The sequence below is a fragment of the Pontivivens nitratireducens genome (assembly GCF_014235845.1).
GTDB lineage: Bacteria > Pseudomonadota > Alphaproteobacteria > Rhodobacterales > Rhodobacteraceae > Pontivivens > Pontivivens nitratireducens.
In genome coordinates, this window is sequence record NZ_JACJUQ010000006.1 from 97,906 (window position 1) to 115,147 (window position 17,242).

14 protein-coding genes are annotated in these 17,242 nt (G+C 62.6%); 1 reads left to right on the forward strand and 13 read right to left on the reverse strand.

The features are described 5' to 3' along the window. Positions 1 to 116 precede the first annotated feature (116 nt). From H1S03_RS08890 to H1S03_RS08930, 9 genes are read right to left on the reverse strand one after another with little or no spacing between them, the layout of a single operon-like run. The gene (locus H1S03_RS08890) at positions 117 to 911 is read right to left on the reverse strand and encodes a citryl-CoA lyase (RefSeq protein ID WP_166188301.1); all 795 of its coding nucleotides are present in this window, start codon (positions 909 to 911) and stop codon (positions 117 to 119) included. Continuing rightward, complete coding sequence (locus H1S03_RS08895; protein WP_166188299.1) at positions 911 to 1,825, reverse strand: SDR family NAD(P)-dependent oxidoreductase; 915 nt, start codon at positions 1,823 to 1,825, stop codon at positions 911 to 913. Before H1S03_RS08895 ends, H1S03_RS08890 begins: the two co-directional genes overlap by 1 nt. A gap of 12 nt (positions 1,826 to 1,837) precedes the next feature. Further along, positions 1,838 to 2,797 carry a hydroxymethylglutaryl-CoA lyase gene (locus tag H1S03_RS08900; protein WP_185804115.1) on the reverse strand — a complete coding sequence of 320 codons (960 nt, stop codon included), beginning with the start codon at positions 2,795 to 2,797 and terminating at the stop codon, positions 1,838 to 1,840. Then, positions 2,790 to 4,808 carry an acetyl/propionyl/methylcrotonyl-CoA carboxylase subunit alpha gene (locus H1S03_RS08905; RefSeq protein WP_185804116.1) on the reverse strand — a complete coding sequence of 673 codons (2,019 nt, stop codon included), beginning with the start codon at positions 4,806 to 4,808 and terminating at the stop codon, positions 2,790 to 2,792. Before H1S03_RS08905 ends, H1S03_RS08900 begins: the two co-directional genes overlap by 8 nt. A gap of 10 nt (positions 4,809 to 4,818) precedes the next feature. Beyond that, positions 4,819 to 6,426: an acyl-CoA carboxylase subunit beta gene (locus H1S03_RS08910; protein WP_185804117.1), complete on the reverse strand. Its 1,608-nt coding sequence runs from the start codon at positions 6,424 to 6,426 to the stop codon at positions 4,819 to 4,821. Beyond that, the gene (locus H1S03_RS08915) at positions 6,423 to 7,814 is read right to left on the reverse strand and encodes a phenylacetate--CoA ligase family protein (protein ID WP_185804118.1); all 1,392 of its coding nucleotides are present in this window, start codon (positions 7,812 to 7,814) and stop codon (positions 6,423 to 6,425) included. Before H1S03_RS08915 ends, H1S03_RS08910 begins: the two co-directional genes overlap by 4 nt. Before the next feature lie 26 nt (positions 7,815 to 7,840). After that, the gene (locus H1S03_RS08920) at positions 7,841 to 9,001 is read right to left on the reverse strand and encodes an acyl-CoA dehydrogenase family protein (RefSeq protein WP_166188264.1); all 1,161 of its coding nucleotides are present in this window, start codon (positions 8,999 to 9,001) and stop codon (positions 7,841 to 7,843) included. 9 nt (positions 9,002 to 9,010) lie between these two features. After that, positions 9,011 to 9,790, reverse strand: coding sequence for an enoyl-CoA hydratase/isomerase family protein (locus tag H1S03_RS08925; protein WP_185804119.1), 780 nt, complete (start codon positions 9,788 to 9,790; stop codon positions 9,011 to 9,013). After that, on the reverse strand, positions 9,787 to 10,968 hold the full coding sequence (locus tag H1S03_RS08930) for an acyl-CoA dehydrogenase family protein (RefSeq protein WP_185804120.1): 1,182 nt from the start codon (positions 10,966 to 10,968) through the stop codon (positions 9,787 to 9,789). Before H1S03_RS08930 ends, H1S03_RS08925 begins: the two co-directional genes overlap by 4 nt. 95 nt (positions 10,969 to 11,063) lie before the next feature. Between H1S03_RS08930 and H1S03_RS08935 the strand changes: the two genes are divergently transcribed. After that, the gene (locus H1S03_RS08935; RefSeq protein ID WP_185804121.1) at positions 11,064 to 13,097 is read left to right on the forward strand and encodes an NADPH-dependent 2,4-dienoyl-CoA reductase; all 2,034 of its coding nucleotides are present in this window, start codon (positions 11,064 to 11,066) and stop codon (positions 13,095 to 13,097) included. Positions 13,098 to 13,195: 98 nt separating this feature from the next. Here H1S03_RS08935 and H1S03_RS08940 read toward each other — a convergent pair whose 3' ends face one another. The 4 genes from H1S03_RS08940 to H1S03_RS08955 are packed head-to-tail and all read right to left on the reverse strand — an operon-like array spanning position 13,196 to position 17,185. After that, the gene (locus tag H1S03_RS08940; protein WP_185804122.1) at positions 13,196 to 13,651 is read right to left on the reverse strand and encodes a PaaI family thioesterase; all 456 of its coding nucleotides are present in this window, start codon (positions 13,649 to 13,651) and stop codon (positions 13,196 to 13,198) included. A 9-nt stretch (positions 13,652 to 13,660) separates the two neighbouring features. Next, entirely contained in the window at positions 13,661 to 14,413 is a 753-nt protein-coding gene (locus H1S03_RS08945) for an AraC family transcriptional regulator (protein WP_185804123.1), read from the reverse strand. Beyond that, positions 14,397 to 15,251 carry an SDR family oxidoreductase gene (locus H1S03_RS08950; RefSeq protein WP_185804124.1) on the reverse strand — a complete coding sequence of 285 codons (855 nt, stop codon included), beginning with the start codon at positions 15,249 to 15,251 and terminating at the stop codon, positions 14,397 to 14,399. The genes H1S03_RS08945 and H1S03_RS08950 overlap by 17 nt, the downstream gene beginning before the upstream one ends. Further along, positions 15,248 to 17,185, reverse strand: coding sequence for an AMP-binding protein (locus H1S03_RS08955; protein WP_185804125.1), 1,938 nt, complete (start codon positions 17,183 to 17,185; stop codon positions 15,248 to 15,250). The genes H1S03_RS08950 and H1S03_RS08955 overlap by 4 nt, the downstream gene beginning before the upstream one ends. Between the last annotated feature and the right edge of the window lie 57 nt (positions 17,186 to 17,242).

The window sequence follows — 17,242 nt, forward strand, 5'->3', positions numbered from 1 at the left end:
CGCGGCGCGCCAACCCTCGCGGGTCAGTGCATCGACGAACTCTCGGGATAGGTGGCGGCCTCACCGTGCTTGCGATGGTATTCCGGTGGGAACTGCGCGCATAGAGCGCGCATCGCTCAGGCTTTGCCGGGGCCGGAGGTTTCGAGGATTTCCTCCTCCGCACGCTGCCAGATTTCATAGGAAATCGGGTTTTCGCTTTCCTCAAGGATGTGCCCGACCAGCCCGATGGACCGCGCCATGACGCCAAAGCCGCGAACAATCTTCCAAGGGAAGCCGAATTCGCAGCAGATCGCGCCGATGGCGCCTGTGGCGTTGATCGGCAGCATCTTGCCGGCCTTCTCCTCCGCGACGGCCTGAATTTTCTGGATCAGTGCGATGTACTCGCCCGATTTTCCGTTCTCGGCGGCAATCTGGAACAGGCGCGGCGTGCGCGGGTCGATCGGCTTGTGAACCGGATGGCCCAGACCGGGTACGATGGCCTTTCTGGCGCGGAATTTCTCGACCGTTTCCAGCGCGATGGCGTCCAGATCGGCGCCGGTTCCCAGCTTATCCTCGGGCAGCGCCTCGTACAGCATCTTCGACGCGCCCTCCATCGAGCCGACGAAGACCGTGCCCAGTCCACAAAGACCGGCCGCGACCGCTGCCTGAAGCGATTCCGGCGCGCCCATATAGGTCATGCGCGCGGCCAAGGCGGACGGGGTGATGCCGTGTTCCACCAGGGTGATCACGATGGCGTTGAAGACTTTGCTTTCCTCTGGCGTGGCCTTGCGGCCCGTCAGTTGCAGAAAGGCGAGATCGCCCAGGTTCATGTGGCCCAGAATCTCGTTCGGCAGGTCCAGCCCGCGAACGGTGATCTTGTCGGGTGTGCTCCAGCCGATGTCGGAGCTAATCTTATCCTTGCGCTTGGCCATCAGACGGGATCCCATGAGAAGACGTCCGCCGAAACTTCGAGCGGCGTGAATTGCGATTTGAGCGCGGGAATGGCGCGCTCGGCGATTTCATCGGCGGTCCAGCCCTCACCTGAATGGACGGAGCGCACCGGACGGGGCTGGTTGAACAGGAATATCTCGTTCTTGCGCACCGCGAAGATCTGTCCGGAGACGTCCGCTGCACGGTCGCTCATCAGGAAACAGGCCATCGGCGCGACTTTGGCCGGTGTCATTTCCTTGATCTTCGCAACGCGGGCCTGCTGTTCCGGCGTGTCGGTCTTGATCGAGGAGATCATCCGGCTCCACGCGAAGGGCGCGATGCAGTTCGAACGGACGTTCCACCGCTTGAGGTCGAGCGCCACGGATTTCGAGAAGGCGGCGATACCAAGCTTGGCGGCGGAATAGTTCGCCTGAGCCAGATTGCCGATCAAACCCGAGGTGGAGGTCATGTGCACCAGCGCGCCGCCCTCCTGCTCACGGAAATAGTCGGCGGCGGCGCGGCTGGTGTTGAACGCACCGTAAAGATGCACCTTCACCACCGCGTCGAAATCCTCATAGGTCATCTTGTGAAAGAAACCGTCGCGCAGGATGCCGGCATTGTTCACGACAGCGTCGATGCGGCCGAATTCCTTGACGCCTGCCTCGATCATCGCGCGGGCGGCGTCGGGATCGGTGACGTTGCCACCATCGACGATCGCATCGCCGCCAGCGGCCTTGATCTCATCTACCACGTTTTGCGCTGCGGTTTCCGTTTGACCGGTTCCTTTCAGCGACGCGCCCAGGTCGTTGACCACCACGGCCGCGCCTTCGGACGCTGCCATCAGGGCGATATCGCGGCCGATTCCGCCACCCGCTCCGGTGACGAGAACCACCTTTCCGTCAAGTGCCTTAGCCATTTTCATCCTCCCTCAGCTTGCCTTGCGGTACTTGTCCAGACCGCCAGTATGCATGACGCGGCCCATGAGCGGCGCGTCGATAATCTCTTCCGCCTTGACCGCGGCTGCGATCAGCTTGTCCAGGTCGATGCCGGTTTCGATGCCAAGCTCGTGGCACAGGAAAACCGCATCCTCCGTGCAGACATTGCCGGCGGCACGTGCGTGGCCGTGACCCGCGAAAGGACACCCGCCAAGGCCCGCGACCGAGCTTTCGAACATGTCCACACCCATCGACAGGGCAGCATAAACATTGGCGATGCCAAGCCCGCGCGTGTCGTGAATGTGCATGCCGATGCGCGCATCCGGCGCCAGATCACGCAGCGCACCGATCATGCGCTTGACCGCCTCCGGGTTGCCCCAGCCCATTGTATCCGCGACCACCAGGATCGGAACGGGAATCTGCTCCTCCTCGCAAAGCTGCAGGATAAAGCGGAAATCGTCCAGGATGCGCTCCTGCGGCATGGGGCCTTCGAAGTTGCAGCCAAAGGCCGTCATCACATAGGCCGCGTCGACCGTGTAGCCTTCTTCCTTGTAGAGCCGGACCCACTCGCGCTGTTTTTCACGCATTTCCAACGACGAGCAATTATTGTTCGCCTGCGCAAAGGCCTCGGACGGATAGAACAGAAGGCGCGGGTCGATATCGACCTCATGGGCGGTCAGGGCCTTGCGAAAACCCTTGTCGTTCAGCCACAGCGATGTGTAGTTCACGCCGGGCTTGCGCTTGATGCGCTGGAACAGCTCGCCGGTATCCGCCATTTGCGGCACGTATTTCGGGCTGACAAAGCTGCCGACCTGAATACGCTTCAACCCCGTCTCGCTGAGCATGTCGATCAGTTCGATGCGGTCTTCGAGCGGATAGATTTTCTTCTCGATCTGAAAGCCCTCACGCGGGCCTTCTTCGCGAAATTCGACGAATTTTGGAAAGTCACTCATCTTGTTGCTCCTCGGATGGCAGTATCTCGGCAATGATTTGGCCGCGATCGACCATGTCCCCGGTCGAGACGGATATGTTGCTGGCGATCCCGGCTGCGGCAGCGCGGATCGAGATTTCGAGCTTCATGGATTCCATGACTGCGATCACATCGCCCTCTGCCACTTGCTGACCTTCTGCCACCTTGATCTCGACGATCATGCCGGTCAGCGGAGAAGCCACGGCACGATCCGCCGCCGCATCGCCACCTGCGAAGTCCAGAGGTGCGGCAGGGCGGAAGACCAGACGTCCCTCGGGCGTATCCATCTCGATCACCCCGGCCTGAATGCGCGCGTCGATCAGGAAGACGGCATCGCCATGGCCCAGACGCCAGCGACCCGGCACGACCTCACGCATGGTCAGGGTGGCGACATCGTCGTTTTCCGACAGCACGGTGTAGCTGTCACCGGATTTGACGGGTCCGACGCGGAATTCCTGCGAAGCTCCCGAGGCGTCCGTCAGCGTCACGCGCTGCCCTGCCTCCATCGTGTCGCCGCCCAGGCCCAGCCGCCAGCCGGTGAAGGTATCGCGGTTGATCCAGGGATCGGATCCCCCATCCTGCCGCGAGGTGGCCATGAAAAGAACGGCCGCTGCGGCCTTCCACAGCTCGGGGCGGGACAGGACGCTGTCCTTGGTCAGTTCGTCCAGCCTGCCGTCGATCCAGCGGGTGTGAACCTGCATCCGTTCGAATTCCGGATTGCGTGCCAGTGCCGTGAGGAATGCACGGTTTGTCTCCACACCCTCCACCGCGACATGATCCAGCGCCGTCGCCAGCCGCGCCAATGCCGTTTCCCGGTCGGGTGCGTGCACGATCAACTTGGCGATCATCGGGTCATAGTAAGGTGTGACCGTGTCGCCCGCTTCGACGCCGCTGTCGATGCGCAGGCCCTCGGGCAGGCTCAGCGTGGTCAATGTACCTGTCGACGGGGCGAACTGCATCGCCGGATCTTCGGCATAAAGCCGCGCCTCGACCGCATGGCCGTTGATCGCGAGGTCATCCTGAACCAGGCCAAGGCCCGCACCTTCGGCAATGCGCAGATGCAGCGCGACCAGATCCAGCCCGGTAATCGCCTCGGTAACAGGGTGTTCGACCTGGATGCGGGGATTCACCTCAAGAAAGAAGTATTCCTCACCCGCGACCAGAAATTCCACGGTGCCCAGACCGCGATAGGCAAGCGTTTCGCCCAGACGCACCGCGTCCTGCGCGATCCGGTCCAGCAGAGCGCGCGGCAGACCCCAGGCCGGGGCCTCCTCGATGACCTTCTGATGGCGCCGTTGCAAAGTGCAGTCGCGCTCGAACAGGTGCACAACGTGGCCCTTTCCGTCGCCTGCGATCTGCACTTCGACGTGGCGAGCCTCAGGCAGGAAGCGTTCCAGCAACAGCCCTTCGGAGCCAAACGTGGATTTTGCCTCACGCAGCGCGCCTTCGATGTCCTCCTCCAGAGTGGCCTCATCCGTCACAAGCCGTTGGCCGCGACCGCCGCCACCGCCGACGGCCTTGAGCAGGACGGGCAGGCCCATCTCGCGCACTTCCTTGGCAATCTCCTGCGGGTTGGACCGCGCGCCTTGCGCCCCGGAAATCACGGGAACGCTGGCGGCTACCGCGGCATCCTTGGCGCTGGCCTTGTCGCCGAAACGTTCAAGCGTTTCCGGCGTCGGCCCCATGAAGATCATGCCGGCGGCTTCGACCGCACGGGCAAAATCGGGATTCTCCGCCAGAAAGCCATAGCCGGGATGGATCGCATCCGCGCCGACCGACTTCGCGGCGGCAATCACCGCGTCAATCTTCAGATAGCTTTCGGATGCAGGTCCGGCGCCGATGCAGACGGAGTGTCCGATCTCCCGAACGTGAAGGGCATTTGCGTCGGCCTGAGAATGCACGCCGACAGGGGTGATACCGCTGGCCCGCGCGGTGCGCGCGATCCGGCAGGCAATTTCGCCGCGATTGGCGATAAGAAGCGTTTTGATTTTCATGGTTCGCCCCTCACATCCTGAACACGCCGAAATTGGTTTCGACCTTGGGTCTGCGCGATGTCACATCCAGCATCAGCGCCATGACATTTCGGGTTTCACAAGGTTCGATCACGCTGTCGATCCATAGGTTTGAGGCAAAATTGTAGGCACCTTGAAACTCCTCGTATTCCTTGCGGATCGGGGCCTTGAAGGCTTCCTCCTCCTCAGGGGTCCAGCTTTTGCCCTCACGCTCGTTGATCTGGGCGCGGACCTGCGCCAGCACGCTTGCGGCCTGCTCCGGCCCCATGATGGCGGAACGGCCCGTCGGCCAGGCGAACATCGCGTCCGGCTGGAAAGGACGGCCCAGCATGGCCAGATAGCCGGCCCCGTAGGAGCCGCCGGTGATGATGGTAAATTTCGGCACCCGCGCGGAGGACATGGCCGTAATCATTTTCGCGCCGGCCTTGGCAATGCCCATCTGCTCGACCTCGCGACCTACCATGAAGCCATTCACATCGGCCAGGAACAGCAACGGAATATCGCGCTGGACACACAGGTTGATGAAATGGGTGGCCTTCAACGCGGCCTCGACGAACAGCACGCCGGTATTGGCGATAATCCCGACTTCGTGGCCGTGGATCCGGCCCCAGCCGGTCATGATGGTATCGCCGTAGAGCGGCTTGAACTCGTGAAAGTCACTGTCGTCCACCAGCCGGGCGATGATCTCCCGGTTGTCCGTCGGCACCTTGGGATCCCGGCTGACGATGCCGTAGATTTCCTCGGTCGGATAGGCGGGCTCCCGCGGTTCATGGGGTGTCTTGCGGGGCACGGGCTTTTCGCCCAGATGGCTGACGATATCGCGCGTGATGGCCAGCGCGTGCGCGTCATCCTCGGCCAGATGGTCGGTTACGCCCGACACGGAGGAGTGCATCTTGCCACCGCCCAGCGATTCGGCATCGACCTTCTCGCCTGTGGCAGCAAAGGTCAGTTCCGGGCCACCCAGATACATGAAGCCCTGACCGCGCACGATCACGACCTCGTCGCAAAGCGCGGGAATATAGGCGCCGCCTGCGGTGCAGGGGCCCATGACCACGGCGATTTGCGGCACGCCGTCACCCGACATGCCGATCTGCTGATGAAAGATTGAGCCGAACTGGCCCTCATCAGGGAAGAGATTCGCCTGATCGGGAAGGAACGCGCCGCCCGAATCCACAAGCGTGATGACTGGCAGACGGTTTTTCCAGGCGATTTTCTGCGCGCGCACGTGCTTGCGACACGTGATGCCGAAATAGGTGCCGCCCTTCACGGTGGCATCATTGGCGATGATCATGCATTGGCGGCCTTCGATCACACCGATACCGGTGATGATGCCGGCACCGGGCGGCACGCCCTTGTGCATGTTCAGCCCGGCCAGTTCGCCGAGTTCCAGAAAGGGCGTGCCAGGGTCGATCAGGCGTTCGATACGCTCACGCGGCAGAATCTTGCCTTTCGATTCGTGCCGTTCACGTGCCTTTTCAGGACCGCCGACACGCTGCGTCAGCCGAAGAGCATGCAGCTCGTCGATCTTCTGGCGATACTGCGCATCATTTTCCCGGAAGCCTTCGGATCCGGTGTCGAGGAGGGATTTCATTTTTGTCATGGCAGGTCGGGATATTCTCTTAGGACAAAGGCTACCTTCGCAGCGCCGGGCTTTTCAAAGGTGTCGGGCGCGACGAGATGAACGTCGGCCTTGAAGACAAGGGCGTCGCGCAGTCGCTGTTCGATCTTTTTCTTGAGCGCGGCATCGTCCTGGGCGTCACGGCCAGGCCCGCGTTCGACGATCACCGTCAGGGCGCCCTGTGTGGTGTGACCCTTGAAATCAGCCACGATCCGCATGACGCCGTTGGTTTCCGGCACCATTTCGGTGATCACGCTGTTGATCGCCGAGGGAAAGACATTGGCCCCGCGTACGATCAGCATGTCGTCGGTCCGACCGGTGCAGCGAATCTTCGGTCCGGTGCGCCCGCAGGTGCATTCCGTATCGATGACTTCGATGTAGTCGCCGGACCGGAACCGCACCACGGGGCTCGCCTCGCGGCCGATCGCGGTATAGATCATTTCGCCCTCGGCGCCCTTTTCCCAGGGGATGATCTTGCCGCTTTCAGGGTCGAGCAGTTCGGTAATGATATAGTCCATGTTGACCATATGCATCCCTGACTGGGTCTCGCATTCGGCCCAGTAGGTCACACCCAGATCGGTGCCGCCCAGCATTTCGCAGCATTTTGCGCCCCAGGCTTCTTCGATCTTTGCGCGAATTGCCGGAATGCCGCCGCCGGGTTCACCGCCGACGACCACCTGCTCGACACCCAGTTCGCTGGCCTTGCAGCCAAGGACCTCGGGCGCTTTTTCCGCCAGGTGCAGAACGAAATTCGGGGCACCGACGATGCAGCGCGGGCGCGTGTCGGCGCAGGCGCGCAGCAGCCGTTCCACGCCACCATCCGCCCCGACCGGCACGTCGATCGTGCCCATGTATTGCAAGCCCTGCATCACGGGGATACCGCCGACAAAGCCTTTCGCCAACGAAAATGCATGCAACACCATGTCGCCGGGCCGCACACCGTTGGCGAAGAAACAGCGCGCGGTCATTTCGTGCCACATCTCGGTATCGGCCTCGGTCAGCGCGACGTAGGACGGGCTGCCGGTTGTACCTGACGAGGCCTGCATCTGGATGATGTCCGCCATCGGGGCCGCGCGGTGCTTGCCGAAGGGCGGCTCCGCGGCCAGGCTTTCGCGGATCTCGGTCTTGTAGGTGAAGGGCAGCTTTTGCAGATCCTCGATGGTGCGGATGTCGTCGAAATCCACACCCGCCTCGGCCAGCTTCTCCTGATAGAAGGTGGAGTTCGCCTTGAGATAGGCCATCTGCGCGCGCAGACGCTCCTCCTGAATGCTGCGCACCTCGTTGAGGGGCTTGCCCTCGATCTCGTGCCAGAAGCGGTCGTTCACCTTATCGGCGGCGTCTTGCCGCCGGAAGCGCATTCCAAATTGCATGTCGTCCTCCCTTCCGGGCCGCGCGATCAATAGGATCGCGGCAGGCCCATGACCTTTTCACCGATAAAGCTGAGGCATAGTTCGCGGTTCACGGGTGCCGTGCGCAGCAGGCGTACCAGCGGATACATTTCGTACAGTCCGGTATCCTCGGTAAAACCGGATCCGCCATGGGCCTGAAGCGCGGCGTCCACGGCTTCGATCCCGGCCTCGGCCGCTGCGTATTTGGCCATGTTCGATGAGGCACCGGCGGGCAGTTTGTTGTCAAACTCCCACGCCGCGCGACGGGTCATCAGACTGGCCATTTCCACGGCGGTATGCGCCTTGGCCATCGGGTGCTGCACACCCTGATGCGCCCCGATAGGCTGGCCGAAGACATTGCGCTCGGACGCGTAGGCCACGCCCTTGTTCAGCGCGAAACGGCCGATGCCGCAGCACAGCGCGGACAGGATGATGCGCTCGGGGTTGAGGCTGTCGAACAGGATCGAGAAGCCCTCGTCCACTTCGCCCACCACGTCCTCGGGGCCCAGATCGACCTCGTCGAAGAACAGGGTCCACTGTTCCTCGGGCAGGGGGATCGAGATCTTCACCCGCTGCTTGTCGACGCCCTTTTTCTTCAGGTCCACGGCAAACAGGGTGAAGCCGTCCGTCTTGCGGCTGACCTCCGTGTGCGGTTTGGTCCGCGCCACCACCAGGCAATAGTCCGATACCTCGGCACCCGTGATGAAGGTCTTTTCGCCCGACAGGCTGAACCGGTTGCCCCGGCGCTTGGCCAGCGTGGTGGCCTTCATCGTGTTGGAGCCGGCACCCGGTTCCGTGATCGCGAAGCAGAACTGGATATCGCCGCGGCAGGCCGCCGGCAGCAGTTCCTTCTTGTGGAACTCGGACCCGTGACTGGCGAGGTGAGCCAGCGACATGGTCGGCCCGACCACCATCATGAGAAGCGGAATGCCGTTATTGGCGGTGCCTTCCATGAACAGCGACATTTCTGTCATGCCCAGTCCGGCGCCGCCGTATTCCTCGGGCACCATGATGCCCAGGAAGCCGTCATCGGCAATTTTCTGAAACATCTCCTTGGGGAATTCGTGCTTGCGCGCGTGCTCCAGCCAATAGGAATTGTCGTATTTCTGTGCCAGCTGATCGCCATATTCGTAGATTTGGCGCTGTTCGTCGTTCAGGGTAAAATCCATGGTTCTTCCTCAGCCCTTGAATTCAGGTTTGCGACGGTTCTCGAAGGCATCGAGCCCTTCGGCAACGTCGTCACTGGGCAGTGCGCGGACGGCTGCGTCGCGCTCAAGCCGCATTTGCTGGTCGATGCCGAGGTCGGCACCCTCCCGCGCCAACCGCTTCATTTCAGCGATACCCGGGCGGGACCGTGTGGCGATCTTCTGGCAATATTCCAGGGCGGCCTCGTGCAGATCCGCGTCCGGTACGATGTAGTTGACCAGACCGCCCTCCTTGGCCTCATCCGCCTTGAGCCAGCGGGCCGAGAACATCAGGTCGAGCGCCCGGCGCTGTCCCATCAGGCGCGTCAGCCGTTGCGAGCCGCCCCAGCCTGGGATCAGCCCGAACTGCGCGTGCTGATCGCCAAATTGGGCGGTTTCGGCCGCGAAACATACATCACATGCCAGCATCAGTTCGATCCCGCCGGCCAGACACAACCCCTGTACGGCCACTACGACAGGAAGAGGGGAGACTTCGAGCGCACGGAGGTTTTTCATGCCAAAGGCGATGAAATGGTCCAGCTCGACGGGATCGTTCAATTTACCTTTCACTTCAGTCAGATCGGCACCGGTGCAAAAGTGCTTGCCCTGCGCGCGGATAAGGATCGCCCGGATATCCGGGTTCGCCTCGAATTCCGCCCGCGCGGCAGTTATGCGCTGGTGCACGTCCAGTGACAGGCAATTGAATTTCTCGGGGCGGGCCAGATCGATGATACCGGTGGTACCCTCGATGCTGGCGATGACAGGGTCGCTCATTTCGAACCTCCCTTCGCCCGCTTGTCGTATTGCAGCGCCATCCGGCCTACTTTTTCACGCGCGATCACCAGTTTCTGGATTTGCGCGGTGCCGTCCCCGATTTGCAGGCCGAGTACATCGTTGTAGCGCTGGTGATGCGGCAGGTCGGTGGTATAGCCGTAGTGCCCGTGCAGGATCAGACACTGGTGCAAAATCTCGCACGCGGTCTTGGGCAGATACCATTTGCACATCGCCGCTTGCGAGGTGTGGGGCAGGCCCTGGTCGCGCAGATCCAGCGTATAGTAGCAAAGCTGACGCATCATGGTCAGTTGGGTTTCCGCCTCGGCCAGCGGGAAGCTGACGCCCTGATACTGGACGATGGGCGCGCCGAATGCCTCACGCTCCTGAACATAGGCCCAGGTCTCATCCACCGATGCCTGCGCGGCGCCCAGGCATTCCAGCCCGATCAGCGCGCGTGAATAGTCAAAGCCCGCCATGATCGTGCCAAAGGCGCGATCCTGTTCGGCCATCATGTTTTCGGCCGGCACGAAAACGTCGTCGAAAAACACCGATCCGCGCCCGACCGGCTTGGTGCCGATGTCGTCGAAATGGGTGCGCTTGACGCCCTCCTGATTCAGATCGACGAAAAAGGCGCTGACCCCGCGCGCGCCGCCGTCCTGATCGCCGGTGCGGGCGAAGACCACGGTCGCATCGGCCTGGCTGGCAAAGCTCATGGAGGTCTTCTCACCGTTCAGCCGCCATCCGTTGCCGGATTTCTCGGCCTTCAGGATCAGGTTCGCGGCATCCGATCCGCCGCGCGGTTCGGTCAGGCCCAGCCCGATAACGGCGTCGCCGGAAACAACCTTGGGCACCCATTCCGAAGCGATGTCCTTCGACGCGTGCTTGGCCACCATACCCCCCATGAGGGAGCCGAGAAGCTGCACATAGCTTGCGTTGAAATCGGCATAGGCGATCTCCTCGACGATCAGCCCGGACGTGACCGAGCTTTCGCCAAGCCCGCCGAATTCCTCGGGCAGATCGGCGCCGATCAGGCCAAGTGCGCCCATTTCCTTGATCAGCGCGCGGTCAAAGACGTGCCCGCTGGCGCGTTTGAGATAGCTGGACGCCAATTTTTCCGTGGCGAATCGCTTCGCGGTTTCGCGGAACGCCTTTTGATCTTCTGTTGCCTGGAATTGCATCGGTGCTACTCCCCATGACCGAAATTATCTTCTTCCCTAAAATCTAACAAATGTTAGAATACAGATCAAGGGAAGTTTTGAGGAGGATGACCAGAATGAAAAACACGCAGAAGGACAACTTCGCGACCATGCTTTCGCCGATCCGCGCGGGGCAGCACACGCTACGAAACCGTGTCATCATGGGGTCGATGCACACCCGGTTGGAAACCGAGCCCGACGGCATCGCCAAACAGATCGCCTTCTACGCGGAAAGGGCGCGGGGGGAGGCGGCGATTCTGGTCACCGGCGGGTTCTCACCCAATGCGGAGGGCGTATTCGACCCCGAAGGCCCGCGTATCGACGACGCGGCGGAGGCGGAAAGCCTGCGCCCGATCTGCGAGGCGGTTCAGGCCGAGGGTAGCCTGCTTTGCGCGCAGCTTCTGCATGCCGGGCGCTACGCAAAGATCGAGGGATGCGTCGCGCCAAGCCCGATCCGCGCGCCGATCAACCGCTTCATTCCGCGCGAAATGACCGACGCTGATATTCGCCGCACCATCGAGGATTTTGCCAAGGCTGCCGAAAATGCGCAGGCCGCAGGCTTCGATGGCGTGGAGATCATGGGCTCCGAGGGATATCTTCTCAACGAATTCACCGTCGTTCACACTAACAAGCGTGAAGACGAATGGGGGGGCAGCGCCGAGAATCGCCACCGTTTCCCGGTTGAGATCGTGCGCGCCGTGCGTGAGCGGTGCGGGCCTGATTTCCTCGCCATCTATCGGATTTCCGCCGCCGATCTGGTTGAGGGGGGCGCACCCACCGCTGAAATCACCGATCTGGCGCGCAAGATCGAGGCCGCAGGTGCCGATATCCTCAACACCGGCATCGGCTGGCATGAGGCCCGCGTGCCGACCATCGCCTATACGGTGCCCCGTGGCGCCTGGCGACAGGCTGCGGCGAATGTGAAGGCCGCCGTCTCGATCCCGGTGGTGGCTTCCAACCGAATCAACACGCCCCAGCTGGCGGAGGATATCCTGTCTTCCGGCGAGGCGGACATGATCTCAATGGCGCGGCCCTTTCTGGCGGATCCGCATTTCGTGAAGAAGGCGCGTGAGGGCCATGCCGACGAAATCAATACCTGCATTGCCTGCAACCAGGCCTGCCTCGATTTCATCTTTTCCGACCGTCCCGTCGGGTGCTTGGTCAACCCACGGGCCGGGCGCGAAACCGAGTTCCGCGACACGCCCACGGACTCACCTCGGAAGGTGGCCGTAATCGGCGGCGGCGCAGCAGGAATGGCCACGGCTGCCGAGGCGGCGCGTCTGGGCCATGACGTCACCTTGTTCGAGGCACAGGAAAAGCTGGGCGGTCAGTTGAATCTGGCGCGCGCGGCACCGGGCAAGGACGAGTTCGACGAGACCATCCGGTATTATTCCGGGCAGTTGGAAAAGCATGGCGTCAAGCTGCATCTGGGGAAGCGGGCCGGGCTGGACGATCTGAACGGTTTTGACCATGTGGTGATCTCCACCGGAGTGACGCCGCGCATTCCCGATCTGCCGGGCATCGACCATCCCAGTGTCGCGACCTACGCCGAGGTCCTCTCGGGTGAGCGAGTGGCGGGTGACACCGTTGTGGTGATGGGGGCCGGAGGAATCGGTCATGACGTGGCCGAGTTCCTGGTGACCGAACCGGCGGAGGCCCAGAACGCCGATGCGTTCTGTCAGACTTGGGGCGTGGACCCGGAATTCGCAATGTCCGGCGCGCTGGCGGGCGATCCGCTGGCACCGAAATCATCGCCGCGCAAGGTGATCATGCTTCAGCGGAAAACCTCGAAACCGGGTGCGGGGCTTGGCGTCTCGACAGGTTGGATCCTGCGCAATGCCCTGCGAAAGCACGGTGTCGAGGTCATGGGCGGCGTGGCTTATGATCGTATCGACGACGCGGGACTGCATATTTTCATGGATGGAAAGCCCAGTGTGATCGCCGCCGATACGATCGTGCTTTGTACCGGTCAGGAACCGGAACGCGACCTGGCGCGGGAGCTGACCGCGCGCAACGTCACCGTCACCATGATCGGCGGCGCGAAGGAAGCCGCCGAGCTCGACGCGCTGCGTGCGATTGATGAGGGGGTCCGGCTGGCGCAGAGTCTCTGATAGGGGACAGTCGATCTGAGCAAGGTGCAGGCAGTTCGCCATATGGCCTGCCTGCACCGCCGACCCGTCGCGCAAAATCGGCAGGCGCGCGTACCCTGTCAGTCGGTAACGCCTGCCCGGCCCACCAGCGCCATCAGCGTTGCGGTCATCGTGGCGATCAGCTTTTCTTTCTGACCCTTCACCGCATAGGCACGCGCCTCGCAAATGGTCAGTGTTCTACCGGGTTTCACCACGTCGGCGACGAAACGAAACCGCTCACCATCGGCGGGGTTCAGCAGGTTGATCTTGAATTCCGCCGTCAGAACCGCCGCTTCGGGGGGCATCAGGGAAAAGCCTGCATATCCGCAGGCACTGTCCAGCGCGGTGGATACGATCCCGGCATGCAGGAAACCATGCTGCTGGGTCAGCGCGTCATTGTGCGCCATCTCCAGAACGATATGGCCGGGCGACAGGTCGGCAATGCTGATCCCCATCGTGCGCATGACGTTCTGGCGATCGAAACTGCTGCGCACACGCGCGTCAAAGTCAGGGTTCTTCGGCTCGAATTGCACCATGGTGTGATTTTACTCCTGTTTTTCATTCATGATGACCAAGCTTACCCGGTCCCTGAAATGCGTATCTTGTAACGAAAGGTCAAAAGGGCGTCTTTCCGCCTGTGAGCGGAGGGCCCCGGGCGAACTGCCAGCGAAGGATCGGCAGAACGCCGACATATGCGCTTGATCGTAATATCCGGCGTCCAGCGCAAGATCGCTCAATGACAGGGTGTTCCGGCTCGCCAGTCGCTTGAGCATCTGGCGAAAGCGCCGAATGGCGGCGAGCCGTCGTCTCGACACACCGGTGTCGGCCCGCGCCCTGCGACGCCCAGTTCGGTCGCTGACGGCATGTGGCGAAGCGGCGAAGCTCAACCCCCGGCCCAGATTGTCCAGCGCGGCCACCAGAGCGGGCAAATCGTCGTCGAACCGTTGTGCCCGCCGAAGTGCCACGGCCAACTGCTCCACCGCCGCGCGGGCGGGCAAACTCTCCGGTCGCGCCGCCAGCCGCAGACCGGCGACGATGCCGCAAAACGGCGCGCGACGGTGAGCGAAGCCCGCGCGGGGCAGCGTGAGCGAGATATGCGGATCGCCGCCACCGTCCGTGCGCCCGCCCGGTGCCACCGAAAGGGTGAACAGATCGGTGGCGAAACGACCGCTGCCGCCACCGCTCAACGTACCCGTGTCGCGGAACACGAAAAGATGGTCGATCTGCGCCACAGCATCCGCAGCCGGTGCCAGCTCAAGATAAAGCGGCGCGACCGTCCGCTCACTGGACGAAAGCATCCCGATTCTCGACTACGAAATCACGGAACCGCCGCGCCGGGCGGCCCAGAACGTCACTGACCGTGGTCTCGATACCCCCCAGGTAGCCCTTGGGCGCGATGGAGGCCAGTTCCACCATCGCTGCGGCGACCTCGCTCTGCATTCCGCCGGAGATCATGGCCGCCTTTGCCTCATCCGCCGAGAGGTGCACGCAGGTGACGGCACGGCCGGTTTCCTCGGACAGGACAGCGGCGATCTCTTCTCCGGTCAGGGCCTCGGGGCCGGTCACGCCATATCCCTTGCCCGCATGGCCCGAACCGGTCAGGGCCTCCGCTGCGACATCGGCAATGTCGCGGGCGTCGATCCATGAGACGGGACCGCCCATGTCGTCATAATAGACCCCGTCCTTGGCGATGCTGTCAGCCTGCCACAGCAGGTTTTGCATGAAATAGGTCGGCTGAACGAAGGTCCAGTCGAGGCCGCTTTCCTTCAGCAATTCCTGACTTTCGGAATGCCATTTTCCGAAGGTCAGCCCCGCCTTTGGCGACGCGCCAAGCCCGGTGGCCAGAACGACATGCTGCACGCCCGTCTTCTTGGCCGCCGCGATCGCGTTGGCCTTCCACTGACGCATGTCCAGATGCGCGGGTGTCACCAGATAGATCCTGTCCGCCCCGGAACAGGCCTGTTCCAGTGCGGACTGATCGTCGAAACGCGCGGTGACAGCCTCGCATCCCTTGGCCTTTAGGCCGTCGAGCTTGGCTGGATCGCTGGTAACGGCGCGCACCTTGGCGCCCTTGGCCAGAAGAGTATCGACAAGAGGTGCACCGGTGGTTCCGGTGGCTCCGAAGACGGTGATCATGACGTTTCCTTTCTCAGCAGTGCGATGGGCTGGATGGTTTCGGGATTGCTGACCGATGCCAGGTCGCCGGGGTCTTCATCGAGGAAGGCCGCGCGCACGATCCGGCGCATTGTCTTCATGCTGCGGGTCTTGGGCAGGGCCTCGACAAAGTGAATCTCACGCGGGCGGAAGGGTTTCGAGACGACTTCACCCACACGGTTCTTGAGCCGCTCGACCAGATCCGCGTCGGGCACCACACCCGGTGCCGCGACGCATACGCAGACCACGGCCACGCCCTTGATATCATCGGGTGCTGCAATGGCGGCGGCGTCCACGACTTCCCCGGTTTCGGTCAGAGCGCCCTCGATCTCGGGCGGGCCGATGCGTTTGCCGGCGATGTTGAGCGTGTCGTCCGAACGACCGAGGATATACCACGTGCCGTCAGGATCGCAGCGCACCCAGTCGCCATGCCGCCAGATGCCGGGATAGGTGGACCAGTAGGTTTCAAGATAGCGTTCACGGTCGCCGCGGATGGCCGGGGTCAGGCCCAGGGGCGGTTGGGTGACGACCAGTTCACCCACCTCGCCGGGCGCGGCCTCGCTGCCGTCCTGACGCAGGACCTTGGCCCCGACACCCAGCGCCTGTGCGGAAAATCCGCCGGGACGAACCTCGTGGAGCACGGTCGAGGTCAGGATCGCGCCGAAAAGCTCGGTTCCGCCGGAGATGTTGAGCGGCACCGCGCGGCGGCGGCAGATATGGTCGAGCTGCCAGATCCAGGCGTCGTCGGTCCAGGGCTCTCCGGTCGAGGCGACGATGCGAAGGGGCGAAAGATCGTAGCTTGAAAGAGGGGCCGGATCCTGCGTCATGAACTGCCGCACCAGGGTTGGCGCGACGCCCATGTGGGTCACCTTCATCTCCGCGGCGATGCGCAGCAGCCTGAAGGGATCGCCGGGCATCGACGGCGCACCCTCCGCCAGAACCAGCGTAGCCCCCGACAGCAATACCGACAAAAGCGTGAGCGGGCCCATGACCCAGCCCATATCGGTCATCCACAGATGCCGGTCGTCATGCTTCATGTCGAGGCCCAGCAGGAAATCCGACGCGGCCTTGGCCTGCACGCCCAGATGGGTGTGCACAACACCCTTGGGCCGTCCGGTCGTGCCCGAGGTATAGGCGATCATCAGCGCGGCGTCCGCGTCCACGGGATGGGCGGGATAGGTCGGATCCGCCTTTCCGATGCTTTGCTGCCAATCCAGATCGCGGGCCGGATCGGCCACTTCGCCGCCGAAGCGTCGCAGGCTGATGACGGTATGGACCGAAGGCACGTCCTGAAGGGCCTCGGCCAGTTTGGCCTCCATCCAGACGGGCGTGCCGCGCCGGGGCGTGGCATCCGCCGTCAGCACCGCCACGGCATCTGAATCGTTCAGTCGGGAGACGATGGCCGGTGGCGCGAATCCGGAAAACAGCGGCACTGCCACGGCGCCCAGCCGGGCGATCCCCAGCAGCGCGGCCTCGATTTCGGGTATCATGGGCATGTAGATACCCACAGCCTGTCCGGGCTTCACGCCACGCTGCGCCAGCGCGGAGGCCACGCGCGCGGTTTCGGCGGCGAGATCGGAATAGGTCCAGCTGCGCTGGCTTCCGTCCTCACCCACCCAGTCGATCGCGATCTTGTCGGCCAGACCGTTTTCGATGTGAGCGTCCAGACAGGTTTCCGTCAGGTTCAAGGTGCCACCCACGGCCCACCGGATCGATTCCGGCCCATCGGATATATCCCTCAGCTGGGTGTAGGGGCGGCTGAACTTTATGCCGGCAAAATTGATTACGCGGTCCCAGAACCAATCCGGTTCAGCATTCGCCCGTTGGGCAAGGTCTTCATAACTGTCCGCGCCGCAATCCCTCAGGAAAGCTGCGAGCGTGCTTGAACGCTGAATGTCAGAATCTGGCTGGAACATGTGTCACCTTTCTTCAACGAAAAAGGGCCGCACCGGTGGCGCAGCCAGTTAGGGAGG

Coding starts and splice junctions, on each gene's coding strand:
- H1S03_RS08910 (WP_185804117.1), bottom strand. CDS start 6,426: ATGACAAAAATGAAATCCCTCCTCGACACCGGATCCGAAGGCTTCCGG.
- H1S03_RS08955 (WP_185804125.1), bottom strand. CDS start 17,185: ATGTTCCAGCCAGATTCTGACATTCAGCGTTCAAGCACGCTCGCAGCT.
- H1S03_RS08905 (WP_185804116.1), bottom strand. CDS start 4,808: ATGAAAATCAAAACGCTTCTTATCGCCAATCGCGGCGAAATTGCCTGC.
- H1S03_RS08945 (WP_185804123.1), bottom strand. CDS start 14,413: ATGCTTTCGTCCAGTGAGCGGACGGTCGCGCCGCTTTATCTTGAGCTG.
- H1S03_RS08925 (WP_185804119.1), bottom strand. CDS start 9,790: ATGAGCGACCCTGTCATCGCCAGCATCGAGGGTACCACCGGTATCATC.
- H1S03_RS08920 (WP_166188264.1), bottom strand. CDS start 9,001: ATGGATTTTACCCTGAACGACGAACAGCGCCAAATCTACGAATATGGC.
- H1S03_RS08940 (WP_185804122.1), bottom strand. CDS start 13,651: ATGGTGCAATTCGAGCCGAAGAACCCTGACTTTGACGCGCGTGTGCGC.
- H1S03_RS08915 (WP_185804118.1), bottom strand. CDS start 7,814: ATGCAATTTGGAATGCGCTTCCGGCGGCAAGACGCCGCCGATAAGGTG.
- H1S03_RS08935 (WP_185804121.1), top strand. CDS start 11,064: ATGAAAAACACGCAGAAGGACAACTTCGCGACCATGCTTTCGCCGATC.
- H1S03_RS08895 (WP_166188299.1), bottom strand. CDS start 1,825: ATGGCTAAGGCACTTGACGGAAAGGTGGTTCTCGTCACCGGAGCGGGT.
- H1S03_RS08950 (WP_185804124.1), bottom strand. CDS start 15,251: ATGATCACCGTCTTCGGAGCCACCGGAACCACCGGTGCACCTCTTGTC.
- H1S03_RS08930 (WP_185804120.1), bottom strand. CDS start 10,968: ATGCAATTCCAGGCAACAGAAGATCAAAAGGCGTTCCGCGAAACCGCG.
- H1S03_RS08890 (WP_166188301.1), bottom strand. CDS start 911: ATGGCCAAGCGCAAGGATAAGATTAGCTCCGACATCGGCTGGAGCACA.
- H1S03_RS08900 (WP_185804115.1), bottom strand. CDS start 2,797: ATGAGTGACTTTCCAAAATTCGTCGAATTTCGCGAAGAAGGCCCGCGT.